Origin of the sequence: Pseudomonas sp. IT-P395, from assembly GCF_949767675.1 — a bacterium.
In the GTDB taxonomy this organism is placed as follows: Bacteria; Pseudomonadota; Gammaproteobacteria; order Pseudomonadales; family Pseudomonadaceae; genus Aquipseudomonas.
Genome location: NZ_CATKPW010000055.1, coordinates 48,313 through 74,380, shown reverse-complemented (window position 1 = coordinate 74,380; position 26,068 = coordinate 48,313). Strand labels below are relative to the sequence as shown.

At 60.8% G+C, this 26,068-nt stretch carries 23 protein-coding genes; 13 read left to right on the top strand and 10 right to left on the bottom strand.

Features of this window, described 5'->3' with window-relative positions; translation table 11 throughout:
* Positions 1-60: 60 nt before the first annotated feature.
* The 4 genes from ribBA to nrdR are packed head-to-tail and all read right to left on the bottom strand — an operon-like array spanning position 61 to position 3,488.
* Entirely contained in the window at positions 61-1,152 is a 1,092-nt protein-coding gene (gene ribBA / locus ACM6IN_RS22485; RefSeq protein WP_007910939.1) for a bifunctional 3,4-dihydroxy-2-butanone-4-phosphate synthase/GTP cyclohydrolase II, read from the bottom strand.
* Positions 1,153-1,168: 16 nt separating this feature from the next.
* Positions 1,169-1,846 carry a riboflavin synthase gene (locus ACM6IN_RS22480; protein WP_007910941.1) on the bottom strand — a complete coding sequence of 226 codons (678 nt, stop codon included), beginning with the start codon at positions 1,844-1,846 and terminating at the stop codon, positions 1,169-1,171.
* A gap of 47 nt (positions 1,847-1,893) precedes the next feature.
* On the bottom strand, positions 1,894-3,027 hold the full coding sequence (ribD, locus tag ACM6IN_RS22475) for a bifunctional diaminohydroxyphosphoribosylaminopyrimidine deaminase/5-amino-6-(5-phosphoribosylamino)uracil reductase RibD (RefSeq protein WP_414916722.1): 1,134 nt from the start codon (positions 3,025-3,027) through the stop codon (positions 1,894-1,896).
* Positions 3,024-3,488: a transcriptional regulator NrdR gene (gene nrdR, locus ACM6IN_RS22470; RefSeq protein WP_007910946.1), complete on the bottom strand. Its 465-nt coding sequence runs from the start codon at positions 3,486-3,488 to the stop codon at positions 3,024-3,026. Before nrdR ends, ribD begins: the two co-directional genes overlap by 4 nt.
* 128 nt (positions 3,489-3,616) lie before the next feature.
* Here nrdR and ACM6IN_RS22465 point away from each other — a divergent pair, with 128 nt between their 5' ends.
* The 3 genes from ACM6IN_RS22465 (at position 3,617) to trxA (ending at position 5,802) form a co-directional block, all read left to right on the top strand.
* On the top strand, positions 3,617-4,081 hold the full coding sequence (locus tag ACM6IN_RS22465; RefSeq protein WP_414916721.1) for a YbaY family lipoprotein: 465 nt from the start codon (positions 3,617-3,619) through the stop codon (positions 4,079-4,081).
* Positions 4,078-4,731, top strand: a complete 654-nt coding sequence (locus ACM6IN_RS22460; protein ID WP_414916720.1) for a class I SAM-dependent methyltransferase — start codon at positions 4,078-4,080, stop codon at positions 4,729-4,731. The genes ACM6IN_RS22465 and ACM6IN_RS22460 overlap by 4 nt, the downstream gene beginning before the upstream one ends.
* 198 nt (positions 4,732-4,929) lie before the next feature.
* Complete coding sequence (gene trxA / locus ACM6IN_RS22455) at positions 4,930-5,802, top strand: thioredoxin (RefSeq protein ID WP_123375850.1); 873 nt, start codon at positions 4,930-4,932, stop codon at positions 5,800-5,802.
* An 88-nt stretch (positions 5,803-5,890) separates the two neighbouring features.
* Here the strand turns inward: trxA and ACM6IN_RS22450 are convergent, their stop codons facing one another.
* A complete protein-coding gene (locus ACM6IN_RS22450; protein WP_095113996.1) occupies positions 5,891-6,250 on the bottom strand; it encodes a hypothetical protein in 360 nt (119 codons plus the stop codon).
* Positions 6,251-6,385: 135 nt separating this feature from the next.
* Here ACM6IN_RS22450 and ACM6IN_RS22445 point away from each other — a divergent pair, with 135 nt between their 5' ends.
* From ACM6IN_RS22445 to ACM6IN_RS22425, 5 genes are all read left to right on the top strand, one after another.
* Positions 6,386-6,985: a DUF2796 domain-containing protein gene (locus ACM6IN_RS22445; RefSeq protein WP_007910957.1), complete on the top strand. Its 600-nt coding sequence runs from the start codon at positions 6,386-6,388 to the stop codon at positions 6,983-6,985.
* 139 nt (positions 6,986-7,124) lie between these two features.
* Positions 7,125-7,835, top strand: a complete 711-nt coding sequence (locus tag ACM6IN_RS22440) for an ABC transporter ATP-binding protein (protein ID WP_016984101.1) — start codon at positions 7,125-7,127, stop codon at positions 7,833-7,835.
* Between the two features lies 1 nt (position 7,836).
* The gene (locus ACM6IN_RS22435; RefSeq protein ID WP_095122172.1) at positions 7,837-9,102 is read left to right on the top strand and encodes an ABC transporter permease; all 1,266 of its coding nucleotides are present in this window, start codon (positions 7,837-7,839) and stop codon (positions 9,100-9,102) included.
* An 11-nt stretch (positions 9,103-9,113) separates the two neighbouring features.
* The gene (locus tag ACM6IN_RS22430) at positions 9,114-9,632 is read left to right on the top strand and encodes a DUF3299 domain-containing protein (RefSeq protein WP_007910961.1); all 519 of its coding nucleotides are present in this window, start codon (positions 9,114-9,116) and stop codon (positions 9,630-9,632) included.
* A 248-nt stretch (positions 9,633-9,880) separates the two neighbouring features.
* Complete coding sequence (locus ACM6IN_RS22425; RefSeq protein WP_007910962.1) at positions 9,881-10,579, top strand: OmpW/AlkL family protein; 699 nt, start codon at positions 9,881-9,883, stop codon at positions 10,577-10,579.
* A gap of 366 nt (positions 10,580-10,945) precedes the next feature.
* Here ACM6IN_RS22425 and ACM6IN_RS22420 read toward each other — a convergent pair whose 3' ends face one another.
* Positions 10,946-11,878: an NAD-dependent epimerase/dehydratase family protein gene (locus ACM6IN_RS22420; RefSeq protein WP_007910966.1), complete on the bottom strand. Its 933-nt coding sequence runs from the start codon at positions 11,876-11,878 to the stop codon at positions 10,946-10,948.
* Positions 11,871-12,755, bottom strand: a complete 885-nt coding sequence (locus tag ACM6IN_RS22415) for a sugar nucleotide-binding protein (RefSeq protein WP_095113992.1) — start codon at positions 12,753-12,755, stop codon at positions 11,871-11,873. The genes ACM6IN_RS22420 and ACM6IN_RS22415 overlap by 8 nt, the downstream gene beginning before the upstream one ends.
* A gap of 323 nt (positions 12,756-13,078) precedes the next feature.
* Between ACM6IN_RS22415 and ACM6IN_RS22410 the strand changes: the two genes are divergently transcribed.
* On the top strand, positions 13,079-17,365 hold the full coding sequence (locus tag ACM6IN_RS22410) for a DEAD/DEAH box helicase (RefSeq protein ID WP_414916719.1): 4,287 nt from the start codon (positions 13,079-13,081) through the stop codon (positions 17,363-17,365).
* Positions 17,366-17,507: 142 nt separating this feature from the next.
* Here the strand turns inward: ACM6IN_RS22410 and ACM6IN_RS22405 are convergent, their stop codons facing one another.
* Positions 17,508-19,601: a mechanosensitive ion channel family protein gene (locus ACM6IN_RS22405; protein ID WP_414916718.1), complete on the bottom strand. Its 2,094-nt coding sequence runs from the start codon at positions 19,599-19,601 to the stop codon at positions 17,508-17,510.
* A 401-nt stretch (positions 19,602-20,002) separates the two neighbouring features.
* Here ACM6IN_RS22405 and ACM6IN_RS22400 point away from each other — a divergent pair, with 401 nt between their 5' ends.
* Genes ACM6IN_RS22400 through ACM6IN_RS22385 form a run of 4 tightly spaced genes read left to right on the top strand, consistent with a single transcriptional unit; the run spans position 20,003 to position 23,977 of the window.
* Positions 20,003-20,929: a DUF72 domain-containing protein gene (locus ACM6IN_RS22400; protein WP_414916717.1), complete on the top strand. Its 927-nt coding sequence runs from the start codon at positions 20,003-20,005 to the stop codon at positions 20,927-20,929.
* The gene (locus ACM6IN_RS22395) at positions 20,926-21,723 is read left to right on the top strand and encodes an endonuclease/exonuclease/phosphatase family protein (RefSeq protein WP_007917196.1); all 798 of its coding nucleotides are present in this window, start codon (positions 20,926-20,928) and stop codon (positions 21,721-21,723) included. The genes ACM6IN_RS22400 and ACM6IN_RS22395 overlap by 4 nt, the downstream gene beginning before the upstream one ends.
* Positions 21,720-22,994: a cardiolipin synthase ClsB gene (gene clsB / locus ACM6IN_RS22390; protein ID WP_007917197.1), complete on the top strand. Its 1,275-nt coding sequence runs from the start codon at positions 21,720-21,722 to the stop codon at positions 22,992-22,994. The genes ACM6IN_RS22395 and clsB overlap by 4 nt, the downstream gene beginning before the upstream one ends.
* Positions 22,991-23,977: a lysylphosphatidylglycerol synthase domain-containing protein gene (locus ACM6IN_RS22385; protein WP_007917199.1), complete on the top strand. Its 987-nt coding sequence runs from the start codon at positions 22,991-22,993 to the stop codon at positions 23,975-23,977. The genes clsB and ACM6IN_RS22385 overlap by 4 nt, the downstream gene beginning before the upstream one ends.
* Positions 23,978-24,092: 115 nt before the next feature.
* Here the strand turns inward: ACM6IN_RS22385 and ACM6IN_RS22380 are convergent, their stop codons facing one another.
* Both ACM6IN_RS22380 and ACM6IN_RS22375 read right to left on the bottom strand, forming a co-directional pair.
* The gene (locus ACM6IN_RS22380; protein WP_007917206.1) at positions 24,093-24,851 is read right to left on the bottom strand and encodes an alpha/beta hydrolase family protein; all 759 of its coding nucleotides are present in this window, start codon (positions 24,849-24,851) and stop codon (positions 24,093-24,095) included.
* Positions 24,841-25,950 carry a DUF3182 family protein gene (locus ACM6IN_RS22375; RefSeq protein ID WP_414916716.1) on the bottom strand — a complete coding sequence of 370 codons (1,110 nt, stop codon included), beginning with the start codon at positions 25,948-25,950 and terminating at the stop codon, positions 24,841-24,843. The genes ACM6IN_RS22380 and ACM6IN_RS22375 overlap by 11 nt, the downstream gene beginning before the upstream one ends.
* Positions 25,951-26,068: the final 118 nt, after the last annotated feature.

Sequence of the window (26,068 nt, the reverse complement as noted above, 5' to 3'; positions counted from 1 at the left end):
CTGCTACGCGTCCCTCAGTGATTTATTTGCCGCGAATTCGGGTCCGGAAACAACCGGTCATTATTCGGAGGGCACGTATTCTACAACTTCCAGATCGAAACCGGATATCGCATTAAATTTCATTGGTGCAGACATCAAACGCATTTTGCGCACACCGAGGTCGCGCAGGATCTGCGAACCGGCACCGACGATGCTGTAAGTCGTCGGTTTTTTCGGCGCGGCCTGATCGCCGGTTTCACGGATATGTGCCAGCAGCACGTCGCCGTCGAGCGGGTGACCGAGCAACAGCACCACACCGCTGCCCGCCTCGGCAACCGCAGCCATGGCGGCGCGCAGGCTCCAGCGGCCCGGTTGCTTGACCATCAACAGGTCGCGCAGCGGATCCATGTTGTGCACGCGAACCAGCGTTGGTTCTTCGGCGCAAACAGTGCCCAGGGTCAGCGCCATGTGCACGTCGCCCTCCACGGAATCACGATAGGTCACCAGGTTGAATTGGCCCAGTTCGCTGTCCAGTGGCTGCTCGGCAATCCGCTGAACGGTACGTTCGTGGATCATCCGGTAGTGAATCAGGTCGGCGATGGTGCCGATCTTGATGTTGTGTTCAGCGGCAAACTCTTCGAGTTCGGCACGACGAGACATGGTGCCGTCGTCGTTCATCACTTCGCAGATCACGCCACTTGGCTCGAAACCGGCCATGCGCGCCAGGTCGCAAGCGGCTTCGGTATGGCCGGCGCGAGCGAGGGTGCCGCCGGCCTGCGCCATCAGTGGGAAGATGTGGCCCGGGCTGACGATGTCTTCAGCCTTGGCATCCTTGGCGGCAGCCGCTTGCACGGTGCGCGCACGATCAGCGGCGGAGATGCCGGTGGTCACGCCCTCGGCGGCTTCGATCGAAACGGTGAACTTGGTACCGAAACCGGAACCGTTGCGTGGCGCCATCAGTGGCAGCTTCAACAGTTCGCAGCGCTCGCGGCTCATCGGCATGCAGATCAGGCCACGGGCGTGCTTGGCCATGAAATTGATGTGCTCGGCCTGGCAGCATTCGGCGGCCATGATCAGGTCGCCTTCGTTCTCGCGGTCTTCGTCATCCATGAGGATGACCATCTTGCCTTGGCGGATGTCTTCAACCAGTTCTTCGATGCTATTGAGCGCCACAAGGCACCCCCTTCAGTCAGGATTTGAGGTAGCCGTTGGCGGCCAGAAAGCTTTCGGTGATGGTGCCGCCAGGCTTTTGTGACGAGCCCGATTCTGCAGCCTTGTCGCCAAGCAGAAGGCGCTCCAGATAGCGCGCCAGCAAATCGACCTCCAGATTCACCCGGCGACCCGGCGTGTACGACGCCATAATGGTTTCGCTCAGGGTGTGCGGAATGATCGTCAGCATGAACTCGGCGCCATCGACGGCGTTCACGGTCAGGCTGGTGCCGTCGACGGTGATCGAGCCTTTATGGGCGATGTACTTGGCTAATTCTTTCGGCGCGCGGATGCGAAATTCCACGGCGCGGGCGTTGTCGCTGCGCGAGACGATTTCGCCGACGCCGTCGACGTGACCGCTGACCAGATGCCCGCCGAGACGGGTGGTCGGGGTCAGGGCTTTTTCCAGATTGACCGGGCTGCCGCTTTTCAGGTCATTCATGGCGGTGCAGTCAAGTGTTTCACGGCTGACGTCGGCGGCAAAGCCGTCGCCCGGCAGCTCAACGGCAGTCAGGCAAACGCCGTTGACCGCGATGCTGTCGCCGAGTTTGACGTCGCTCAGGTCGAGCTTGCCGGTGGCGACGTGGACCCGCACATCACCGCCCTTTGGGGTCAGTGCGCGGATACTGCCGATGGATTCGATGATGCCGGTAAACATGGGGTTCTCCTTGAGAACTGAGCCAGCGCTAACGCGATGGCCGGGAATTATACGCTCGCCGGTCGAGCAGGGATGGCAGTGACTCGCCAGTCATCGCCCACCGCACGAATTTCAGTGATTTTCAGCTCGGGAGCGTCCTTCATATAGGCCAACGGCCAGTCGAGCAGCGGACGCGCCGAAGAACCGAGGAACTTGCCGGCGATGAAGATCACGAATTCATCGACCAGACCAAGCTGAGCAAAAGCGCCGGCCAGACGCGGGCCGGCTTCAACCAGCACCTCATTGACGCCACGGTTGGCCAGTTCAATCAGCAACTGATGCAGATCGACCTGACCGTCATCACCCGGCACGATCAGGCACTCGGGGCCGTGAGCGTATTGCTCTTCGATCGCGACACAGGTGGCGACCAACGCCGGGCCGGCCTTGAAGAACGGCGCATCCAGCGACACCCGCAGGCGTCCATCGATCAGCACGCGCAGTGGTGGACGGCTCATGGCCAATGCGGTTTGTTCGGCATCCAGACCCAACTCGTCGGCCCGCACAGTCAACCGCGCGCCATCGGCCAGCACTGTGTCGGCGCCGGTCAGCACCACGGCGGCCTGAGCGCGCAAACGCTGGACTGCCGAACGAGCAGCGGGACCGGTGATCCATTGACTCTCGCCGCTCTCCATTGCCGTGCGACCATCGAGGCTCATGGCCAACTTGACCCGCACGAACGGCAAGCCGTGTTCCATGCGTTTCAGAAAACCTTGATTGAGCTTGCGCGCTTCGGCTTCGAGCACACCGCTTTCAGTGGCGATGCCGGCATCGGTCAAGCGCTGCAAACCACGCCCAGCCACTTGTGGATTCGGATCACGCATCGCTGCGACCACGCGGCCTACGCCAGCATTCACCAGCGCATCGGCACACGGCGGTGTGCGGCCATGGTGGCTGCACGGTTCGAGAGTTACATAAGCGGTCGCGCCCCGGGCAAGCTCACCGGCGGCGCGCAGGGCATGGACTTCGGCGTGCGGTTCGCCGGCGCGTTCATGCCAGCCTTCGCCGACAATCTGCCCGTCACGCACCACCACGCAGCCAACCCGAGGATTGGGATGGGTGGTGTAGTGACCTTTGCGCGCCAGTTCCAGCGCGCGCGCCATGAAGTGGGCGTCGAGGATGGCCTGCTCGGCGGCGGCGGTCATTCTTTCACCGGTTCGCGGGCGAGGCGGTCGATTTCTTCGCGGAACTCGTTGAGGTCCTGGAAGCGCTTGTACACCGAAGCGAAACGGATGTAGGCAACTTCATCAAGCTTTTGCAACTCGGCCATGACCAGCTCGCCGACCACGAGGGATTTGACCTCGCGCTCGCCGGTGGCGCGCAGCTTGTGCTTGATGTGAACCAGAGAGGATTCGAGGCGCTCGACGCTCACCGGACGTTTCTCCAGCGCGCGTTGCATGCCGGCGCGGAGTTTTTCTTCGTCGAACGGTTGGCGGCTGCCATCGGTTTTGATCAGGCGCGGCAACACCAGTTCGGCCGTCTCGAACGTCGTGAAACGTTCGCCGCAGGCCAGGCATTCACGCCGGCGGCGCACCTGTTCGCCCTCGGCGACCAGACGCGAGTCGATGACCTTGGTGTCGTTGGCACCGCAGAAGGGACAGTGCATGGTGGCTGGCAACAAAAAAAGGGAGGGCCATGGTAGCGCATCCCGGTGGCAAGACAAGCCATAGGCTTTGCGGTATACAGAACGGCATGATCGTTTGATCCATGGATTTCATTTTGCCGGAGCATCCAATGCCGTTACGTCCGCTCGTTTTGCTCAGTCTTTTCAGCCTGCTGGTGGCCTGTGGCAGCGATGCACCCAAGCCTCAGCCGCCAACGCCAGGCCCGGCACCGCAGCAAGCGCAGAAAAAAGCCAAAGAGGCTGCCGACCTCGGTCCGCTGCCGGCCTATCAACGCGAACTGAGCGGCACCCTGCAAGGCGTGCCGGCCGGTGCCGAAGTGGAATTGGCGCTGCTGGTGATCGACGAAAAGGATCGCCCGCAACAATTGCTCGCCAGTTCCAGCCTGATCGGCAACAACCAGATCCTGCCATTCCGCCTGCGCTTCAACCCGGATGCTTATCCGGCCGGTGCGCGGGTCGAGCTGCGTGGCCGCGCCAGCCAGTCCGGTCAGTTGATCCTGCATTTGCCGTCGCAAACCATCAGCCAGCCAACCACTCAGGCGTTGGGCCAACTGCAATTTGTCAAAGCACCATGAATGCACCGCTCGACCTGCAACAGGCGCTGGGTGAATTGCTCGGCGACGCCAGACTCAAGGTCTGTGCCTTGCCCGACACTGATTTGCAGTTGTGGCTGATCGATGGCGACAACATGGATCGCGAATTCAGTCAGGAAGAAATTCAGCGAATTCTGCACGAGCCACCGTATTGGGGTTTCTGCTGGGCCAGCGGTCTGGCGGTGGCGCGTTATCTTGTAGAGTTTCCCGAGTGGGTGCGCGGTAAACGCGTGCTGGATTTCGGCGCAGGTTCCGGGATTGCCGGGATTGCGGCGGTGAAAGCCGGGGCTCTGGAGGTGGTGGCGTGCGATCTCGATCCGCTGGCGATTTCCGCCTGCCGGGCGAATGCCGCGTTGAATGATGTCGAGATGGGTTATTCGACGGATTTCTTTGCCGAAGCCGATCGGTTTGATCTGATTCTGGTGGCGGATGTGTTGTATGACCGGGCGAATCTGCCGTTGCTCGATGCGTTTTTGAGCCGTGGGCGAGAGGCGTTGGTGGCGGATTCGCGGGTTCGGGATTTTCGCCATCCGTTGTATGAACGCATTGAAATGCTTGAGGCGATGACGTTGCCGGATCTGGCCGAGCCTGAGGAATTTCAGCATGTCAGCCTGTACCAGGCGCGGCGCTAGCCAAAAGCATCGCTGGCAAGCCAGCTCCCACAGTGACCGAGTCGAACCAACATTTCGTATACGACACAGAACCCTGTGGGAGCTGGCTTGCCAGCGATGGCGTCCTGCCTAGCGATACACCTCTCAAATCTGCCCCGCTTCCGGCCACACCCCGCCAAGCCGTATAGTTGCCCCATCCACGCTTTGACGAGATCCCCCATGAGTCAGCAAACGCCATACATCTTCGACGCCACGACGGCCGATTTCGACCAGTCGGTGATCGAGGCTTCCTTCAACAAACCGGTGCTGGTGGATTTCTGGGCCGAATGGTGTGCGCCGTGCAAGGCGCTGATGCCTATGCTGCAAAGCATTGCCGAGAGCTATCAGGGCGAGTTGCTGCTGGCCAAGGTCAACTGCGATATCGAGCAGGACATCGTCGCCCGTTTCGGTATTCGCAGCCTGCCAACCGTGGTGCTGTTCAAGGACGGTCAACCGGTCGACGGTTTTGCCGGTGCGCAACCGGAATCCGCCGTGCGTGCCTTGCTTGAGCCGCACGTGCAAATGCCGCCACCGGCCGCGGCCGATCCGTTCGAGCAGGCTCAGGCATTGTTCGATGACGGTCGTTACGCCGACGCCGAAGCGGCGCTGGTGGTGATGCTCACCGAAGACAACACTAACGCCAAGGCGCTAATCCTCTACGCGCGCTGCCTGACTGAACGCGGCGAGCTGGACGAAGCGCAAACCGTGCTGGATGCGGTCAAGAGTGATGAGCACAAAGCCGCACTGGCCGGCGCCAAGGCGCAGATCAAATTCCTTGGCCTGGCGCGTGATCTGCCGGATGCCGCCGACCTGAAAGCGCGCCTGGCGAAAGATCCGCAGGACGATGAAGCGGTGTATCAACTGGCGATCCAGCAACTGGCGCGTCAGCAATACGAGGCGGCGCTGGATGCACTACTGAAGCTGTTCATCCGCAACCGCAACTATGGCGAAGGTCTGCCGCACAAAACCTTGCTGCAGGTGTTCGAGTTGCTGGGCAATGATCATCCGCTGGTGACGGTGTACCGCCGCAAGATGTTTGCTGCGCTTTATTAAGATCAAAAGATCGCAGCCTGCGGCAGCTCCTACATTGGGATCGTGTACACCCTTGTAGGAGCTGCCGCAGGCTGCGATCTTTTGCAACTCACTCGATCCAGCTGTAGAGCGGTGTATCCCCGCCGCTCACCACTTTCACGTCCGAGCTATGGCGCAAACGCACCAGCAAGCGCTTGCCCGCTGCCGCGCTGCCGGTCAGCCCTTCCAGCTGATCGAGCAGATCCGGCCCGCTCAGTTGCCCGGCCTTGCGCAACAGGTCCTTGGCGACCTGCCACAGGGCATCGTCCTGATTCAGCGGTTTCGCCGCCGGGGCTGATGCGACCGCCTCAGATTGAGCGACCGGCGCCTGCCCATTCAGCGCTGAACCGAGCTTCGCCCAATCGCCGTCATCCAATTCCACCGTCAAGTCCACCGGCACTTCGCCGACGGTTCCGCGTATCCGCAACATTGAGTTCGCTCCTGCACTTTTCTGACCTGCATGCTCCCACGGGACTTGTGCAACGCCAAGCGCACGGGCAAACTCTGCGCACTTTCGTTATAAGATTACATAACAAACTCTTCACTTTACTTCCCGGAGACCGCCATGCGTCGTCTGCTGCTCGCTTTGCCGTTTGCCCTGTTGCCGCTGGCCATCGCCCATGCTGCCGATGAGCATGACCACGATCACGACCATGAACACGGCAGCCTCGGCGCGCATGAACACGGCGTCGGTCGATTGAACGCGGCGCTCGATGGTCAAACCCTGGAGCTTGAGCTGGAAAGCCCGGCGATGAACCTCGTCGGTTTCGAACACGTCGCCACCAGCGATGCCGACAAGGCCAAAGTCGCTGCCGCCCGCGCGCAACTGGAAAAACCGCTGGCCCTGTTCAGCCTGCCCGCCGCTGCCGGTTGCAAAGTGGTCAGTCAGGAACTGGAAAGCCCGTTGTTCGGCGACAAGCCGGATGCCGATGATCATGACGACGATGAAGCGGACAAGGACGGCCACGAGCATCACCACGACCACAGCGAAATCCACGCGCACTATCAGTTCAACTGCGCCACACCGGGCGCGCTGAAGACCCTCGATCTGGCGAACGTCTTCAAGACCTTCCCGGCGACGCAGAAAATTCAGGTACAACTGATCAGCGCCAGCGGCCAGCAAGGTACCGAAGTGACGGCCAAGGCTGCCGCGCTGAAATTCTGATCACACCGTAAATTCCCTGTAGGAGCTGTCGAGTGAAACGAGGCTGCGATCTTTTGATTGTAAAAAACCAAGATCAAAAGATCGCAGCCTTCGGCAGCTCCTACAGGGGGAAATGTGTTCACCTCATGAAACTGGTGCCATGACCCAAGCACTCATCGAACTGTCCGACCTGGGCTTCAACTGGCCCGGTCACCCGCCGCTGCTGGACATCCCGGCGTTTCGTCTGGAAGCTGGTGAAACCCTATTCCTCAAAGGCCCCAGCGGCAGCGGCAAGACCACCCTGCTCGGCCTGCTCGGTGGCGTGCAGAAACCCGGTCGCGGCAGCATTCGTCTGCTCGGCCAGGAACTCACCGAACTCTCCGCCGGCGCTCGCGATACCTTCCGTGTCGATCACACCGGCTACATTTTCCAGCAGTTCAACTTGCTACCGTTTCTCTCGGTGCGCGAGAACGTTGAGCTGCCGTGCCACTTCTCGAAACTGCGTGCGCAACGAGCGAAACAGCGCCACGGCAGCGTCGATCAAGCCGCCGCTACCCTGCTCGCCCACTTGGGATTGAAAGATGAAAGCATCCTCAGCCGCCGCGCCGACTCGCTGTCGATCGGCCAGCAACAACGGGTCGCTGCCGCACGCGCATTGATCGGCCAGCCTGAATTGGTGATCGCCGACGAACCGACCTCGGCGCTGGATTACGACGCCCGGGAAAACTTCATCCGCCTGCTGTTCGCCGAATGCCGCGAGGCCGGTTCCAGTCTGCTGTTCGTCAGCCATGACCAGAGCCTGGCGCCACTGTTCGACCGTCACCTGTCCCTGGCCGAACTCAATCGCGCCGCCACATCTGCCGAGGTCTGAGATGTATCTGTTTCGTCTGGCCATGGCCAGCCTGGCCAACCGCCGCTTTACTGCTCTGCTCACCGCATTTGCGATCGCTCTGTCGGTCTGTTTGCTGCTTGCCGTTGAACGAGTGCGCACCGAAGCCAAAGCCAGTTTTGCCAGCACCATCAGTGGCACCGACCTGATCGTCGGCGCACGCTCCGGCTCGGTAAATCTGCTGCTGTACTCGGTGTTCCGTATCGGCAACGCCACCAACAACATCCGCTGGGACAGCTTCGAACACTTCGCCAGCAACCCGAAAGTGAAGTGGGCGATTCCGATGTCCCTCGGCGACTCCCATCGCGGTTATCGCGTGATGGGCACCACCGAAGCCTATTTCGAGCATTACCAGTACGGTCGCCAGCAACACCTGGCACTGGCCGACGGCCGCGCGTTTGCGACGGACCCGTTTGAAGTGGTGCTGGGTGCCGAGGTCGCAGATGCGCTGCATTACAAGCTCGGTGACAAACTGGTGCTGGCCCACGGCGTGGCCGCGATCAGTCTGGTCAAGCACGACGACAAACCGTTCACCGTGGTCGGCATTCTCAAGCGCACCGGCACCCCGGTCGATCGCACGCTGCACATCAGCCTCGGCGGCATGGAGGCGATTCACATCGACTGGCATAACGGCGTACCGGCGCGAGGTAACGGCCGAATCAGCGCCGATCAGGCACGCAACATGGACCTGACGCCGCAAGCGATCACCGCGTTTATGCTCGGTCTCAACAGCAAGATTTCCACGTTTGCGCTGCAACGCGAGATCAATGAATTCCGTGGCGAACCGATGCTGGCGATTCTGCCGGGCGTGGCGTTGCAAGAGTTGTGGAGTCTGATGAGTACCGCTGAAAAAGCGCTGTTCGTGGTCTCGTTGTTTGTGGTGTTGACCGGGTTGATCGGCATGCTCACAGCGATTCTCACCAGCCTCAACGAGCGTCGCCGCGAGATGGCGATTCTGCGTTCGGTCGGGGCGCGGCCGTGGCATATCGCGAGTCTGCTGGTGCTCGAGGCGTTTGCCCTGGCGCTGACCGGAGTGATTGCCGGCGTTGCGTTGTTGTACATCGGTATCGCCGCTGCGCAGGGTTATGTACAGGCCAATTACGGTTTGTACCTGCCGCTGGCGTGGCCGAGCGAGTATGAATGGACGCTGCTCGGTGGCATTCTGGCGGCCGCGCTGCTGATGGGCAGCGTGCCGGCCTGGCGCGCTTATCGCCAATCCCTGGCCGATGGCCTGTCGATCCGTTTATGAGGATGTTCACCATGCCCCGCGCTGCACTCGCGCTGCTGTTGCTGATCGCCCTGCCCGTGTGGGCAGCAGCGCCGAAAGACCTGACGTGGTCGGAAATGATTCCACCGGACGCCGCGCCGGAAGTGCCGAACATGACGCCGCTGCACGACCTGTCGAAGATGGGCGATGCGTTGTCTGCCGAGTCCGCGCCAGCGGCGAAGCAGGACCTGCCGGACGCGCCGGTGGTGCAGGCACTCGACGGGCAGAACATTCGTTTGCCGGGTTATATCGTGCCACTGGAAGTCAATGAAGAAGGACGCACCACGGACTTTTTGCTGGTGCCGTATTTCGGCGCCTGCATCCACGTGCCGCCACCGCCGTCGAACCAGATTGTGCATGTGAAAAGCGAGTTGGGCGTGAAGCTCGATGAGCTGTATCAGCCGTATTGGGTCGAGGGACCGTTGCAGGTCAAGGCGTCGAGCAGCGAACTGGCGGATGCCGGGTATCAGATGGATGCCGACAAGATTTATGTGTATGAGCTGCCGGAGTGAATCCCGATAATTTTATGCTGTTTGTAAGGGCCCCATCGCTGGCAAGCCAGCTCCCACGGGGATCGAGTCGTTCACATATTTCGTGAACACCAACGGAACCTGTGGGAGCTGGCTTGCCAGCGATGGGGCCCTCAAGGCTCCACAGAAATCTGCCCCTTCACTGTTTCATTGAGCTGAGTCAAAAGACCGTATCAGTTGGCTTCGTACCATAGGACATCAGACATTTCTAACGTCCTTTCGGAGCCCCCATGAACAAGTCCTTGCTCAGCGCCTCGCTGTTTGCCCTCGCGCTCGCAGCCCCGCTCGCCCACGCCCACGAAGCCGGTGACATCCTCATCCGCGCCGGTGCGATCACCGTCAACCCGAAGGCCGACAGTTCCAGCGTCAAGGTCGATCAGGGTCCGTTGAGCGGCACCAATCTGGGCGGCAAGGCGACCATGAGCAGCGACACCCAACTGGGTCTCAACTTCGCCTACATGCTCACCGATCACGTCGGCCTCGAACTGCTCGCGGCCACGCCGTTCGAGCATGACGTCAAGCTCAAGGGCACTGCCCTGCCAGCGGCCAATGGCAAGCTCGGCACCCTGAAACACCTGCCGCCAACCCTCAGCGTTGTGTACTACCCGCTGGACTCGAAGTCGCCGTTCCAGCCGTATGTCGGTGGCGGTATCAACTACACCTGGATCTATGACGAACACGTCGGCAGCGAAGCGAGTGCCAACGGTTTCAGCAACTTCAAGGCGAAAAACTCCTGGGGTCTGGCCTGGCAGGTCGGTGCCGACTACATGCTGACCGACAACATCATGCTCAACGCCCAAGTGCGTTACATCGACATCGACACCCGCGCCACCGTCGAGAACAACGCCGTTGCCCCAGGCACGCGCGCACGGGTAAACGTCGATGTCGATCCGTTCATCTACATGGTTGGTTTGGGCTATAAGTTCTAAGTCGAGTTATCGAACGTTCACGTGGTGGTGGATGAGGCTTGGTGGTGAGCAGGCATAGAACTGACGGCGACCGTACGCAGTTGATCGGGGGATAACATCCCCTTGCCACAGGAGTAGCGACATATTCCGGCCGTGAAAAAGGCGCCTGTCAAAGGGCGCCTTTTTCATGTCTGCCGCAAAGTGTAGCGTGAGTTGGATCATCCCCCTCACCCCAGCCCTCTCCCTCAGGGAGAGGGGGAAAGGGAGCCGATTTGTGTGCTCTTCAAAATCTGAGCTCAACCCGGTATCTCACGTCGGCGCATTTCTCACAAACGCTACGGTCAGTCCCCTCTCCCTCTGGGAGAGGGCTAGGGTGAGGGGCTCTTTTCAGGAGCGACCAAGCAACCGCGCCAAACCCACACTCATCGGCGTCTGCTGTGGCAGCTTGAAGCGTTCCAGCAGACGAGCGTTGTTCGCCCGCGAATGCCGGATATCACCGGAACGCGCCGGGCCATAGCTGATCGGCGGCAGCTCACCGACTACCGATTCAAGCGCCTGAAGCATCTGCTTGAGACTCATCGACTGATTCCAGCCGACGTTCACCGCACCGACTTCGACCTCAGACTTTTCGATCGCCTGCACCAGCAGATCGACCAGATCTTCGACGTACAGGAAATCGCGCGTCTGCTCACCATCACCGAACACGGTAATCGGCAAACCTTTCTGCGCACGTTCGCTGAAAATGCTGATCACCCCGGAATACGGCGAGGACGGATCCTGACGAGGGCCGAAGATGTTGAAGAAGCGGAAAATCACCGGCTCCAGGCCATGCTGGCGGCGATAGAAATCGAAATAATGCTCGCCCGCCAGTTTGTCCGAGGCATAGGGCGTCAGCGGCGCTTTGGGCGTGTCTTCATCAATCGACTCGCCCTCGCCATTGTTGCCGTAGACCGCTGCGCTGGAGGCATACAACACACGTTTGACCCCGGCCAGACGCATGGCTTCGCAGACATTCAGCGTGCCAATGAAATTGCTCTGGTGTGTCTTCACCGGGTCATCCACCGACGCCTGCACCGACGCCACCGCCGCCAGGTGAGCGACCGCGCTGCAGCCCTGCATGGCCTTGGCCACCAGCGCCGCATCGGCGACATCACCGACAATCAGCTCGACCTTTGGATTGTCCAGCGGCAGGTTGCTGCGCTTGCCCGTCGACAAATCGTCGAGGATGCGCACCGAATGGCCTTGAGCAAGCAAGGCATCGGTCAGGTGCGAGCCAATGAAACCGGCTCCGCCGGTGATTAAAACAGTCCCTTCAGCCATGACGGTAGAACCTATCCAGTAAGCCCGGGAGTGCGGCACGCCAGGCGCGCGGCTTGATCCCGAAAGTGTGCAGAATTTTTTTGCAGGCCAGCACGGCGTGTTGCGGCTCTTCGCTAGCGTCCGGCCGCGCGGCGTGAGCCTGGGCGGTCGGCGCTTCGATGGCCAGAGCGTGCAGGCTGCGCGCTTCGGTCAGAATCGCCTGGCCCAGCGCCAGCGGCGTGGTCGCCTCGTGGCCTGCGTAATGGTAAGTGCCCCACAGCGGCGCGGCGCAATCGAGTTGCTTGAGCACCGAAATGATCACGCGCGCGGCATCGTCGACCGGGGTCGGATTGCCACGGCGGTCATCGGCCAGGAGCAATTCTTCTGGCTGCTCGGCACGAGCGAGGAAACGCCCGAGGGTGCCGTCCGGGCTGTCATCAAGCAGCCAGCCGAAGCGCAGCAGTACATGTTGCGGGCACGTGGCGCGAACGCTTTGTTCGATGCGCCACAATGCCTGACCGCGCAGACCCAGCGGCACCGGTTCGTCTTTTTCGCTGTACGCCGTGGCACGCGAACCATCGAACACCCGATAACTGGAAGGCTGGACGAGGACGATGTTGTGGTGCTGGCACAGTTCGGCCAGACGCTCGATCGCACGTTCCTGCCCGGCCATGCGGCTTTCGCTGACGGCCTCGGCCTGGAACCAGTCGAAATAGTAGGCGAGGTTGATCAACGCATCGGGACGGGTGTCGTCGAGCAGTTGCGTCAGGCTCGCGGCATCCCAGCCGTTTTCGGGCGGGCGGGGGGCGAGGAAACCGATGTCTTCCTCTGCACCGAGGCGAATCAGCGCCTGCCCAAGGGCATTTCCGCCGCCCAGTAACATAAGGCGCATTCGCATAGAGTCAGCAGGCCCAGTCTGATTGGAACGATGGCTTTAGCGACGGATCTCGTGGAACCGTCGTCGATAATTACCGGAATCGTTGCATTTTGCGGGTTTAGTGCGCAACCGTCATCCGTAAAGTGTAGATCGCCGGGATTTGTGTCGTGGCAACTGGCACCATCGCTGGCAAGCCAGCTCCCACAGGGTCCAGCGCTGATTACAAATTCTGTGAACGACATCAATCCGTGTGGGAGCTGGCTTGCCAGCGAAGAGGCCCTATCAGACGCTGAAGATCCCAGCGGTACTTGCATCTTCCCACCCGCGCCCGCATAACTTAAGCCATGAATCTGCCCATCCCCACGGACGCGGCCCTGGCAGGCTTTCACCCCGCCGTCAGCGCCTGGTTCAGCAACACGTTCCCGACGGTCACCGCCGCCCAAGCGCGCGCATGGCCGTTGATCCGCCAGCGCCGTTCGACGCTGATCGCCGCGCCCACTGGCTCCGGCAAAACCCTCACCGCGTTTCTCGCCGTGCTCGACGACCTCGTCCACCGAGGCCTGGACAATCCCGACGGTCTACCCGACGAAACGCTGGTGGTCTACGTCTCGCCACTGAAGGCGCTGTCCAACGACATTCGCATCAACCTGCAAAACCCGCTGGCAGGGATCACCGGACAACTGCGGCAGATGAGTCTGCCCGAGCTGCAAATCACCACCGCCGTGCGCACCGGTGACACCCCGCAGAAAGAACGTGCGGCCATGCGCAAATCGGCGCCGCACATTCTGGTGACCACACCGGAATCACTCTACGTGCTGCTCGGATCCGAATCCGGACGGAAAATGCTCGGCACCACACGGACAGTGATCATCGATGAAATCCACGCGATGGCCGCTGGCAAACGCGGCAGTCATCTGGCCCTCAGTCTTGAACGCCTGCAGGCGTTGTGCGCCGAACCGCTGACCCGTATCGGTCTATCCGCTACGCAGAAACCGGTCGAAGCCGTGGCGCAATTTCTTGTCGGCCATGAGCGCCCCTGCGAAATCATCGACATAGGCCACGCCCGGCCACGGGATCTGGGCATCGAAGTGCCGCCAGTGCCGCTATCGGCAGTCATGGCCAACGATGTCTGGGAATTGGTCTACGACCGCCTCGCTGAACTCGCTCGCGAGCACCGCACCACGCTGATTTTCGTCAACACCCGGCGCCTCGCCGAGCGCCTGAGCCGGCACCTCAGCGAACGCCTCGGCAAGCACGCGGTGGCCGCGCATCACGGCAGTCTGGCCAAAGAGTTTCGCCTCGACGCCGAACAACGCCTCAAGCGCGGCGAACTGCAGGTATTGATCGCTACCGCCTCGCTGGAACTGGGCATCGATATCGGTGAAGTCGATCTGGTCTGCCAGATTGCTTCGCCGCGCTCCATCGCCGGGTTTCTGCAAAGGGTTGGCCGTTCCGGGCACCAGGTGGGCGGCACACCCAAGGGCCGATTGTTCGCCACCACCCGCGACGACCTGATCGAATGCGCCGCCCTGCTCGACTGCGTGCGCCGTGGCGAGCTCGATACCCTGCACATCCCCGAAGCGCCGCTGGATGTGCTGGCGCAGCAGATCATCGCCGAAGTCAGTTGTCAGGAATGGCCGGAGGACGCCTTACTGGCGATGTTCCGCCAAGCCTCGCCTTATCGCGACCTCGACGAAAAACACTATCAGGCCCTGCTGAGCATGCTCTCCGAAGGCTACAACGGTCGCCAAGGCATTCGCAGCGCGTACCTGCACCGCGACGCCGTCAGTCGCACCTTGCGTGGCCGTCGCGGTTCACAACTGACCGCCGTGACCAGCGGCGGCACCATTCCCGATAACGCCGACTACAGCGTCATGCTCGAACCGCAAGGCCTGAACATCGGCAGCGTCAACGAAGACTTCGCGGTGGAAAGCATCGCCGGCGATGTGTTCCAGCTTGGCAATACCTCCTACCGGATCCTGCGCGTGGAAACCGGCAAGGTGCGTGTCGAAGATGCCCACGGCCAGCCGCCGACCATTCCATTCTGGCTCGGCGAAGCGCCGGGGCGCAGCGATGAATTGTCATCCGCTGTCGCACGTCTGCAAGCACAACTCGACGAGCTACTCGGTGCCAGCCCCGGCGATCTGCAACCGGCGCTCGACTGGCTGACGCAGACCCTCGGCCTCAACCGCGCCAGCGCCGAACAACTGGTCGAATACCTCGCTCGCGCCCGGCAAACCCTCGGCGCCCTGCCTTCGCAGGACACGCTGCTGATGGAGCGGTTTTTCGACGAGTCCGGCGGCACCCAACTGATCATCCATTCACCGTTCGGCAGCCGCATCAACCGCGCCTGGGGCCTGGCCCTGCGCAAGCGTTTCTGTCGCACCTTCAACTTCGAATTGCAGGCCGCCGCCAGCGAGGACGCCATCGTGCTGTCGCTGTCCACCAGCCACAGCTTTGAACTCGACGATATCTGGCGTTACCTGCACAGCAACAGCGCCGAGCACATCCTCATTCAAGCGGTGCTTGATGCGCCGCTGTTCGGCGTGCGCTGGCGCTGGAACGCCGGGGTGGCGCTGGCGCTGCCGCGTTTCACCGGCGGGCGCAAAGTTGCGCCGCAGTTGCAGCGGATGAAAAGCGAAGACCTGATTGCCAGCGTGTTTCCCGATCAGATTGCCTGCCTGGAAAACCTCGCCGGTGAACGCGAAATTCCCGAGCATCCGTTGATCGAGCAGACACTGGACGATTGCCTGCATGAGGCGATGGACAGCGAAGGCTGGCTCAATCTGCTGCGGCGCATGGAGCGTGGCGAGGTGCGTTTGATCAGCCGCGACCTGCCGGCGCCCTCGCCGCTCGCCGCTGAAATTCTCAGTGCGCGGCCGTACACCTTTCTCGACGACGCACCGCTGGAAGAACGCCGTACTCAGGCGGTGATCAACCGGCGCTGGAGCGATCCGCAATCGACCGATGATCTCGGTGCACTGGATGCGGACGCGATTGCCGCCGTGCGTGAAGAAGCCTGGCCGACGCCGAACGCTGTGGACGAAATGCATGAGGCGCTGATGAGCCTGGCGTGCATCAGCGATGAGGAAGTGCAAGCGAACGAAGGCTGGCGCGCATGGCTGGAAACCCTGGCCCGCAGCGGGCGCGCCTGCCGTTTGCAGATCGACTCCGAGCATTGTTTATGGCTCGCGCGCGAGCGCCTGACCTGCCTGCAAACGCTTTATCCACAGGCGATTCTGCAACCCGAGCTGGAGGCGTTGCCGGGATTCGCTGAAATCTGGACGTTCGATGCAGCACTGGTCGAGGTGATCCGCGCACGCCTCGGTGCCTTCGGACCACTGCCGTTATCCGCGATTGCCGAACCGCTCGCGCTGCCGACCGCTCAAGTCCATCAAACCCTCGCGCAACTGGAACGCGAAGGTTATGTGCTGCGCGGTCAGTTCACGCCCAAGGTCAACGTTGAAGAATGGTGCGAACGGCATCTGCTCGCGCGCATTCATCGCTACACGGTCAAGCGCCTGCGCCGGGAAATCGAGCCGGTGGCGTTGCAGGATTTCATGCGCTTTCTGTTCGACTGGCAGCATCTTTCGCCCGCGATTCGCGGTCAGGGCAGCGCCGTATTGCCTGCGATTGTCGGCCAGTTCGAAGGTTACGCGGCGGCGGCTTCGGCGTGGGACAGCGACCTTCTCCCGGCCCGTCTCAAGGACTATTCACCGAGCTGGCTGGATGACCTGTGCCGCAACGGCAGACTGGTGTGGATGCGCCTCAGTGCCCGGCAAAAAGTCAGTGGCACGGCATTGCGCAGCACGCCGATCGTGTTGCTGCCACGCAGTCAGGTCGGTTTGTGGAGCGCGTTGGCCGAACAGACCCCAGTGAGCGAACTCTCGCCGAAAACCCAGAAGGTATTTGACGCTTTGAGTCAGCACGGTGCGCTGTTTTTCGATGAGCTGATTCATGAAGCGCACCTGCTGCGCACCGAGCTGGAGATCGCCTTGCAGGAGCTGGTCGGCGCCGGCCTGGTGAATGCCGACAGCTTCGCCGGCCTGCGCGCGTTGATCACCCCGGCAAGCAAGCGCCAGCAGCGCAGCAGTAGGCGTGGGCGCGGGGCGTTTATCGGTGGGATGGACGATGCCGGGCGCTGGGCGTTGTTGCGGCGTGGCGCGGCTGTGGATAACAGCGAGACGCTGGAGCACGTCGCGATGACGTTGTTGCGGCGCTATGGCGTGGTGTTCTGGCGCTTGCTGGAGCGCGAAGCGGACTGGTTGCCGAGTTGGCGAGAATTGCTGCGTACGTTTCATCGGCTGGAAGCGCGGGGCGAGATTCGTGGCGGGCGGTTTGTCAGTGGTTTGGCGGGGGAACAGTTTGCCTTGCCTGAGGCGATTCCGTTATTGCGCGAAGTCCGTCGGCGGCCGCATGACGGCAGTCTGGTAGCGGTGTGTGGGGTTGATCCGCTGAATCTGGCCGGGACATTATTGCCGGGGGTGAAAGTGCCGGCGCTGGTGAGTAATCGGCTGGTGTATCGCGATGGTTTGCCAGTAGCGGCGGAGATTGCCGGCAAGCAACAATTCTGGCTGGAGCTGGATCAGATTGATATGGAGCAGGTGCGCAGCAAGCTGATCCGGCATTGAGGGCGACTGTTCTGGCCTCATCGCTGGCAAGCCAGCTCCCACAGTGATTTGTGGTATGCCTTCTATTCCAGCATCACCCAAAACCCTGTGGGAGCTGGCTTGCCAGCGATGAGGTCAGCACTAACACCAAAAAATCTACCGGTTAAGTCCGCGACTCTTGCGGCACCTCGCTCGCCACCACCTCCCCCTCCTGCTCCCGCTTTGGCAACAAAACCTGCTGTGGATAAGTCTGCGCGAAATGCACCTCAGGGCTGTTATCCACAAGCTTCTTCAAACGCTGGTTGAATGCCCGGCTCACCGCATACTGCCCACCGGACACCGTGCGGAACTGCGCCGTCAGCACCACGCCGTTCAAATCCATCCTGTCCACGCCAAACACATCCAGCGGCCCTTGCAGGTTGTACTTGAGGAACGGGTCTTCGCGGATCGAATCACCGGTTTCTCGAATCAGCTCGATGGCTTTATCCACATCCGTGTCATAAGTGAACTGCACCGAAAAAAAAGCAAAGGCAAACTGCCGCGATTGGTTGGTCACTGCCTTGATCTGACCAAACGGCACCGAGTGCACAAAACCTTTACCGTCACGCAGGCGCAGCGTGCGAATGGTCAGCCCTTCGACTGTACCGGCGTGCCCGGAATCGAGCACCACCCAATCGCCAATCGACAGGGTGTCTTCGATGATGATGAACAGCCCGGTGATCACGTCCTGCACCAGTTGCTGCGAGCCGAAACCGATGGCCAACCCGACCACCCCGGCTCCGGCCAGCAATGGCGCGACGTTGATCCCCAGATTGGCCATGGTGGTGATCGCACAGATCACCACGAGGATGATTTTGATCGCGTTGCGCAGCAGCGGCAAAATGGTTTTTACCCGCGTACTCGGCTGGCGCGCCGCGCGTTTGCTGAGCGGCGGCTTCAGCGCTTCCTGGATCGCCGTGTCGAGTACCACCCACAACAACCACGTCACCAGGAAGATCAAACCAATGCTGCTTAACGCGTTGCTGATTGCTCTTCCGACCGTGCTGCTCTGGGCAAAATCGAGCAACGACACGCCCCAGATCCGTCCGAGGATATCGATGAAGGCAATGGCGATGACGATCCGCAGCAACGCATGCAACAGGCTGAGGAATCGTTCCTTGTAGGCGCTGCTGCGCTGGATCGCTTCGGCCTTTCGTGACTTGAACAAGTGCTGCAGGATCGTGCTGAGGAATACCGTGCCGATTAACAAAACCGTGGTGAACAGCGCGCAGCGCAGGGCTTTCTGATTGTCCTCGCCGATGCCGATCAGATTGACCGCCGAGACCAGCACCATCAGCACGATCGGCCAATACCACAGCCCGGAAAAGATTCGCAGCGATTCCTGTAACGAGGGTTGTTTCAAGCGCTGGCTCAGCGAACGATTGCGGATCAGATGCGCCACCGGGCGACGCAGGCGAATCACCAGCAGACCGAAAATCACCGAGGCGATCAGGCCGGTAAATACCGCGACGCTGCTGGTGATATTGCCGCCCAGTTGGCGGGCGATCTGCGGGCTGGTCAGCGCATCGCTGAGGGCGGCGAGAAAGCCGATCAGGAACAGCGGTCGCGGGCAGTAATTACGGATGATCCGCGCCGCCGGGCGTTTGTGGCCGACGTTGAACATCACCACCACACACAACAACATCGAGGTGGAAAAGATGCCGCTGCTGGTGGCGTAGGCCAGACACAGCGCCAGCGCGCGTCCCACCGAGGCTTGCAGAAAATGGCTGACGTAGAGGGTCAGCGGCAGGCAGATCAGCGCTGGAATGGTGTAAGGCAGCAAGTAACCAATCAGATCCTGACTACGCTGACGGGTGCGCAACCAGCGACCCTCGCGCAGGCGTTTGGTCAACAGGCTGCCGAGCACGGTGAGCAGCGCGAAACTGCCGAGCCAAGTGCCGGACAAAGAGAGGAAATCCCCGGCGACGCTCCAGCCCGAGCGATTCGACGGCTGGTTGACCAGTTTGTCCACTTCATCGGCGGCGCGATCAGCGCGCAGGCGCCAGGCATCGACCAGGTGTTCGTTGAGATCGAGTTTGTCTTGTACATCATCGATGCTCGAACTGATCGCACCGAGCAGCCCGCCCTGCACAATCGGTTCGGGTTTGGCCGCTTCTTCGGTGGCGGCCGGGACGCCCGGCAATGCGGCGGCGTCGATTTCACTGGCGCCGAGAAACAGCAGTGCTCCCAGCAGAATAGCGATCCTGAACTTGCCCAAAACTCCGATCTCCCTTGGCTGAACCTGTAAGGAACTGATCAAGTTTTGTGTGGCAAGTTCAAGAGCCCCCTCACCCTAGCCCTCTCCCAGAGGGAGAGGGAACTGACCGAGTTGCCTGATCCGGCTGCACCGATCTGAAAGTCCGGAGTCGAACTCAGACCCTGAAAACCATAAAAACCAGCTCCCTTCCCCCTTGTTTTTCGAACTCAAACCCTGAAAACCCTGAAGATCTGCTCCCTTCCCCCTCGCCCCTCTGGGGGAGAGGGTTGGGGTGAGGGGGAGCGCTTTTGATCTTTGCCTTAAAGACGTGTGACCGTCCGTAATGCCATCGAAACTTTCCCGAACCGTGCGCAGTCATCAAAAGATAACGGCAACACGAGGACTTTCGACGGGAGGGTGGCATGGCAACGATTCACATCGGTATTTCCGGCTGGCGCTACGAACCGTGGCGCGGGGACTTCTACCCCAAGGGACTGGCGCAGAAACGCGAATTGCAGTTCGCTTCGCGGGCGCTCAACAGCATCGAAATCAATGGATCGTTCTACGCCCTGCAACGGCCGGAGCGCTATGCGCAGTGGTACGCCGAAACGCCCGACGACTTCGTCTTCAGCGTCAAGGCGCCGCGTTTCATCACCCACATCCGCCGCTTGCGCGAGATCGAAAAACCGTTGGCCAATTTCTTCGCCTCCGGGGTGCTGGAACTCAAGGAAAAACTCGGACCGATCCTTTGGCAGTTTCCGCCGAACTTCAAATTCGAGCCTGAGCGCTTTGAACATTTCCTTGCACTATTGCCCCACGACACCGAAGCCGCCACCACCCTCGCCCATCAACACGACGCTCACCTGTACGGCCACGCCAGCATGAAAGCCTGGCGTAAAAAACCACTGCGCCACGCTGTGGAAATCCGCAACGAGAGCTTCATCGACCCCGAGTTCGTACGCTTGTTGAAGCGCCACAACACCGCGCTGGTGATCGCTGACACCGCGAACAAATGGCCGTACCGCGAAGACCTGACCAGCGACTTTGTCTACCTGCGCCTGCACGGCGCCGAAGAACTCTACGCCAGCGGCTACACCGCACCAGCCCTCAAGCGCTGGGCCGAACGCATCGAAGCCTGGCACCACGGCGAGCAACCAAAAGACGCGCACCTGATCGCACCACGCCTGAAGCCGCGCGCGCGCAAATCCCGTGAAGTGTTCTGCTATTTCGACAACGACATCAAAGTCCGCGCACCGTATGACGCGCGCGATCTGTTGCATCGTTTCGAGCTGGACAAGGACCTCGCCACCACCCCCGGCGAACCCGCTGGCGAAGGAGTGTTGGCATGAGTATTCCAGAACCGGTCGGCTTCACCGATGAAGGCTCGGTCGTTGCGCCGTCCGTGCGGACGTTCACCGTACTGACGGTCAATACCCACAAGGGTTTTACCGCACTGAATCGGCGCTTCATCCTGCCGGAACTGCGCGAAGCGGTGCGCAGCGTCGCGGCCGATGTGGTGTTTCTGCAGGAAGTCCATGGCACCCACGAGCATCATCCCAAGCGCTACAGCAACTGGCCGACAATGCCGCAGTACGAGTTTCTCGCCGACAGCCTGTGGCCGCAGTTCGCCTACGGGCGCAATGCGGTGTACCCGGAGGGCGATCACGGCAATGCGCTGCTGTCGAAATTCCAGATCATCCGCCACGACAATCTCGACGTGTCGATCAGCGGCCACGAAAACCGTGGCCTGCTGCATTGCGTGTTGCGCCTGCCCGGTGATGGCACCGAAGTGCATGCGATCTGCGTGCATCTGGGCCTGCGCGAAAGTCATCGCAACGCGCAACTGGATTTGCTCATGCAACGCCTGGCGGAGTTGCCCAACGACGCGCCAGTGATCGTTGCCGGCGACTTCAACGACTGGCGCCAGCGCGCCGATGCACAACTCAAACCCTGCGGCTTGCGCGAAGTATTCGCCGAGCACCAGGGCAAACCGGCGCGCAGTTTTCCGGCACGTTTGCCGGCGCTGCGGCTCGATCGTATTTACGTACGCAACCTCAAGGCCAGCCAACCGAAGGTCCTGGCCAACCGTCCCTGGTCGCACCTTTCCGACCATGTCCCGTTATCGGTGGAGATCGAACTATGAGCAGCGCGCCGCTGGAGAAATCCGCCGTGGAACCGATCGCCATCAACCCGCCGATCCGTGAGCCCGGCCATGTTGATGTCGAGTACAGCTGGCAGGGCAACAACCGTGTGCAATTACTGGAAAACGGCGAGGAGTATTTCCCCCGTGTGTTCGAGGCGATGCGCGCGGCGAAGAGTGAAATCCTCCTCGAGACCTTTATCGTTTTCGAAGACAAGGTCGGTGCCGAGTTACAGGAGATTCTGATCGACGCTGCCCGGCGTGGCGTGCGCACCACGGTCAGCCTCGACGGCTTTGGTTGCGGCGAGTTGAGCACCGGTTATCTGACCGCGCTGAGCGAGGCCGGCGTGCATCTGCAAATCTTCGATCCGGCACCGAAACGCCTGGGCATTCGCACCAACTGGTTCCGGCGTTTGCACCGCAAGATTGTGGTGGTCGACGGCCTGATCGCGTTTATTGGCGGGATCAACTTTTCCGGCGATCACCTGGCCGATTTCGGCCCCGAAGCCAAGCAGGATTATTCGGTGGAAATTCAGGGCCCGGCGGTCGCCGACATCCATCATTTCGCCCTGCTGCAAAGTGGTCGGCCGGGCCGTGCGCGGTTCTGGTGGCAACGTCGGCGTCAACGTCGCGCGGAGATGGCTTTCGATGACCACGACGGTCAGGTGCGCCTGGTATTCCGCGACAACGACCAGCACCACTCCGATATCGAAGATGTGTATTTGCAGGTACTGCGCCGGGCCAAGCGCCGCGTGGTGATCGCCAACGCCTACTTCTTCCCCGGTTACCGTTTGCTGCGGGAAATCCGCAACGCGGCACGTCGCGGGGTCGAGGTGCGCCTGATTCTGCAGGGTCAACCGGACATGCTGGTGGCCAAACTGGCGGCGCGCATGACCTACGACTACTTGCTCAAGGCCGGCGTGCAAATCCACGAATATTGCCAGCGCCCGCTGCACGGCAAAGTGGCGCTGGTCGACGAAGAATGGAGCACGGTCGGCTCGAGCAATCTCGACCCGCTGAGCCTGTCGCTGAATCTGGAAGCCAATGTGCTGATCCGCGACCGCGCTTTCAATCAGCATTTGTTCGAACGCCTCGACGACCTCAGCCAGAACCACTGCAAAGCCATGGACGCCAGCAAGTCCCCGCGCGGGCGCATCTGGCACATGACCGTAGGGTTTCTGGTGTTCCACTTTCTGCGGCATTTCCCGGCGATGGCCGGATGGTTGCCAGCACATAAACCACGGCTCAAGCCATTTCGAGGGAACACGCCATGAGCCACTCCGAAGCGCACCCGAGCGGCCATGCGGCGCCAGCCACCCATTCGAAATGGAGTCGCTGGAAGCGCCCGTTGACCCTGCTGTTTTTCCTCGCGCTGATTGTCTTGCTGACGATGTTCGCCACGCGCATCGAATGGGCCGAAGTCCTGCAAACCCTGGCCGACTTCAAGGTGCGCACGTTGATCATCGCCGCTGGCGTGACTTTGCTGAGCTTTCTCACCTACGCCAGTTTTGACCTGATCGGCCGCACTTACATTCGTCAGGACCTGACCTGGAAACAGATTCTGCCGGTGGGGATCATCAGCTATGCGTTCAACTTGAATCTGAGCGCGTGGGTGGGCGGCATCGCCATGCGCTATCGGCTGTATTCGCGTCTTGGCGTGAGCAAAAGCAACATCGCCAAGATCCTCGGTTTGAGCCTGGCGACCAATTGGTTTGGCTACATGACCATTGCCGGCGTGGTGTTCAGCAGTGGATTGGTGACAATGCCACCGGGCTGGAAAATCAGCAGCAGTGCGCTGCAAGGCATCGGCGTTCTGCTGCTGTTGATCAGCGTCGGCTATCTGGCCGCTTGTCAGTTTTCCAAACGCCGCGAGTGGTCGATCCGCGGCGTGGAAATCAACCTGCCGTCATTGCGCATGGCGGTCTTGCAACTACTGCTCGGCGCGTTGAACTGGTCGCTGATGGCGGCGGTGATTTTCACCTTGCTGCCGAGCAAACTGGATTATCCGTTGGTGCTGGGCGTGTTGTTGATCAGCGCGATTGCCGGGGTCATTACGCATATTCCGGCGGGCCTTGGGGTGCTGGAGGCGGTGTTTGTAGCGTTGCTGCAACACGAGGCTTCACGCGGCAGCCTGGTGGCGGGATTGCTGGCGTATCGGGCGATTTATTTTCTGTTGCCGTTGTTGATCACGGTGGTGATGTATCTGGTGGTTGAGGCCAAGGCCAAGGCGCTTCGGATCGAGAAAAACCCCTCTTGAGTTAGTTTTTGAATTCGAAATCGCTGTCGCGAGCAGGCTCACTCCTACAAGTGAACGCATTCCAAAATGTAGGAGTGAGCCTGCTCGCGATAGCGTTCGAAAGAACATTAAAAAATCATGCTGATTGAATAATGCTCAACCGCTCGCCCACAACCATCTCGGTAATCCAGTCCACCAGAATCGAGGTGTAAGCCTGCTGCGACACCGGCTCGCTCAACGCATGATCGGCGCCGTCGATAATCCGGTGCGTCAACGAATGCGTCTGCTGGCACGCCGCGCGGTAACTCATGATCGCCGCGTGGGGCACGTAGTCATCGGTTTCCGACTCCACCAGCAACACATCCCCGGTGAATTGCGAACACGCATGCAGCGCCCGATTGGTGTCCGCGCGCACCAGCGTGCTGCGGTAATCACGCAAATCGGCCTTGTCCAGCTCACGCTTGGGCGTATGCCATTGCTCGTCGCGATACAGCGCCGGAACGCGCAACGCCAGCCAGCGCACCGGGCGCAGCGAGGTGAGGATCGCCGCCAGGTAACCGCCATAACTGGTGCCGACCACGGCAATCGCCGAGGTATCGAGTGCTGGATGCGCGAGCAAGCGGTCATAGGCCGCGAGCAAATCACGCAGGTTATCTTCGCGGGTAACGCGGGTCAGCGGAATCCCGGTGCCGCCGGTATGCCCGCGCAAGTCGAAGGTCAGGCACACACAACCTAGACCGGCAATGCCTTTGGCGCGCTCAAGGTCGCGCTCCTGACTACCGCCCCAACCATGTACAAACAACACCCCCGGCACTTTCGATTTGGGACTGAGAAAGGTCCCGCTCATCTGTTCATCATCAATGTCGATTTGAATGCTTTCGCTTCTAGCCGTCATAGGATTTGACCGTTACGTATTTGAGGAGAAATTCGCTGTTCTCAGCCGGGCCGCGATAGACCTCGATGGCGTCCGCCGGCAGCGGCTGATCGATATAGGTTTCCACCGATGACACGCGAATCGCACGCATCCCCGGATCGTTGACGAAGCTTTGCAACGCCGCGACTTCAGCACTGCTGGCGCCGCCCATGCGCCAGGATTGTTCGAGCACGCCGCTGCGGGATTTACCGTTGCTGTCCAGGCCCTGGGCAATGTCGTAATTGCGTCGCGAGGCGTAGAAGCGAGGGTAAGCCTCATCGGCGGCAGCGTCGAAAACCTGCGCCTGCTCAATGGCCAGACGCACATCGTCGGGCAGGTTCAACTTCAGCAGTTCGTCATAATCACCCTGCACCACCAGCAGATTCGAGCCGCCGTAGACCTCTTCGCCGTGGGCATCCTTGGTCAAGTATTGATCACCGCAGTAACTCAGCACCTTATCGCCGATGAATGACTGGCCGACGCTGTGGGTGACCACGTCGCTCAAGTCCTGTTCCAGCACCACACCCTCACTGAACTGTTTTTCAATGTCAGGGCGGGCAAGAATGTCGTCGAAGGCATCAAGGCTCTTGATCACTTCCTGGCCACGACCGGCGCAGGCGTGAACCGGCTTCAAGCGGATCGGGCCGTTGTACAGTAAGTGCTCGGCAGCGGGCCGCGCGTCTTCCAGCGCAAAAACGCTGAGGCCATCAAGGACCACGTTACGCACGCGCTCGGAAAACAATGGCGACCAGCCTTGCGGCGCGTGCGCCAGATGACTGCGCAGGCCGTGGCTGATGGCTTTGGTGCAGATGAAGTCGTGCTCGACGAACCCGCCCCACAGATCCTCCGGTCCCTTGATACCGAGTGCGTGAGCGCTGGCCGGGCCGACAATGGTTTGCGTCGGCAGTAAATACAGATCACGACCCTGGTGTTTTTCAGCGTCATAGCTGCCGCCGAACTTGCACCCGAGAATCTGCGCCAGCCAGCGGGCCAGCGCTTTGTTGGTCTGTACTTCATGTTGTGGCGCGTCGGGACGCACCGAGTGGGCGACGACGATTTTCCTGCGGGGTGTCGAGGTCATGCGTCCCCCTTCCATCGGTTCGATGACTGTAGCGGTGAGAGGTGCAGAGATCAGGCCAATGACCGATCTCCGAAAATTCTAGGCCAATCAGAAACTTGCCAGAATCGTGCTGGCACCA

Bases quoted from the DNA above. Each gene is read 5' to 3' on its own strand.
- ACM6IN_RS22480 (WP_007910941.1), bottom strand. From the start codon at position 1,846: ATGTTTACCGGCATCATCGAATCCATCGGCAGTATCCGCGCACTGACC.
- ribD (WP_414916722.1), bottom strand. From the start codon at position 3,027: ATGACCGCCGCCGCCGAGCAGGCCATCCTCGACGCCCACTTCATGGCG.
- nrdR (WP_007910946.1), bottom strand. From the start codon at position 3,488: ATGCACTGTCCCTTCTGCGGTGCCAACGACACCAAGGTCATCGACTCG.
- ACM6IN_RS22465 (WP_414916721.1), top strand. From the start codon at position 3,617: ATGCCGTTACGTCCGCTCGTTTTGCTCAGTCTTTTCAGCCTGCTGGTG.
- ACM6IN_RS22460 (WP_414916720.1), top strand. From the start codon at position 4,078: ATGAATGCACCGCTCGACCTGCAACAGGCGCTGGGTGAATTGCTCGGC.
- trxA (WP_123375850.1), top strand. From the start codon at position 4,930: ATGAGTCAGCAAACGCCATACATCTTCGACGCCACGACGGCCGATTTC.
- ACM6IN_RS22450 (WP_095113996.1), bottom strand. From the start codon at position 6,250: ATGTTGCGGATACGCGGAACCGTCGGCGAAGTGCCGGTGGACTTGACG.
- ACM6IN_RS22445 (WP_007910957.1), top strand. From the start codon at position 6,386: ATGCGTCGTCTGCTGCTCGCTTTGCCGTTTGCCCTGTTGCCGCTGGCC.
- ACM6IN_RS22440 (WP_016984101.1), top strand. From the start codon at position 7,125: ATGACCCAAGCACTCATCGAACTGTCCGACCTGGGCTTCAACTGGCCC.
- ACM6IN_RS22435 (WP_095122172.1), top strand. From the start codon at position 7,837: ATGTATCTGTTTCGTCTGGCCATGGCCAGCCTGGCCAACCGCCGCTTT.
- ACM6IN_RS22430 (WP_007910961.1), top strand. From the start codon at position 9,114: ATGCCCCGCGCTGCACTCGCGCTGCTGTTGCTGATCGCCCTGCCCGTG.
- ACM6IN_RS22425 (WP_007910962.1), top strand. From the start codon at position 9,881: ATGAACAAGTCCTTGCTCAGCGCCTCGCTGTTTGCCCTCGCGCTCGCA.
- ACM6IN_RS22420 (WP_007910966.1), bottom strand. From the start codon at position 11,878: ATGGCTGAAGGGACTGTTTTAATCACCGGCGGAGCCGGTTTCATTGGC.
- ACM6IN_RS22415 (WP_095113992.1), bottom strand. From the start codon at position 12,755: ATGCGAATGCGCCTTATGTTACTGGGCGGCGGAAATGCCCTTGGGCAG.
- ACM6IN_RS22410 (WP_414916719.1), top strand. From the start codon at position 13,079: ATGAATCTGCCCATCCCCACGGACGCGGCCCTGGCAGGCTTTCACCCC.
- ACM6IN_RS22400 (WP_414916717.1), top strand. From the start codon at position 20,003: ATGGCAACGATTCACATCGGTATTTCCGGCTGGCGCTACGAACCGTGG.
- ACM6IN_RS22395 (WP_007917196.1), top strand. From the start codon at position 20,926: ATGAGTATTCCAGAACCGGTCGGCTTCACCGATGAAGGCTCGGTCGTT.
- clsB (WP_007917197.1), top strand. From the start codon at position 21,720: ATGAGCAGCGCGCCGCTGGAGAAATCCGCCGTGGAACCGATCGCCATC.
- ACM6IN_RS22385 (WP_007917199.1), top strand. From the start codon at position 22,991: ATGAGCCACTCCGAAGCGCACCCGAGCGGCCATGCGGCGCCAGCCACC.
- ACM6IN_RS22380 (WP_007917206.1), bottom strand. From the start codon at position 24,851: ATGACGGCTAGAAGCGAAAGCATTCAAATCGACATTGATGATGAACAG.
- ACM6IN_RS22375 (WP_414916716.1), bottom strand. From the start codon at position 25,950: ATGACCTCGACACCCCGCAGGAAAATCGTCGTCGCCCACTCGGTGCGT.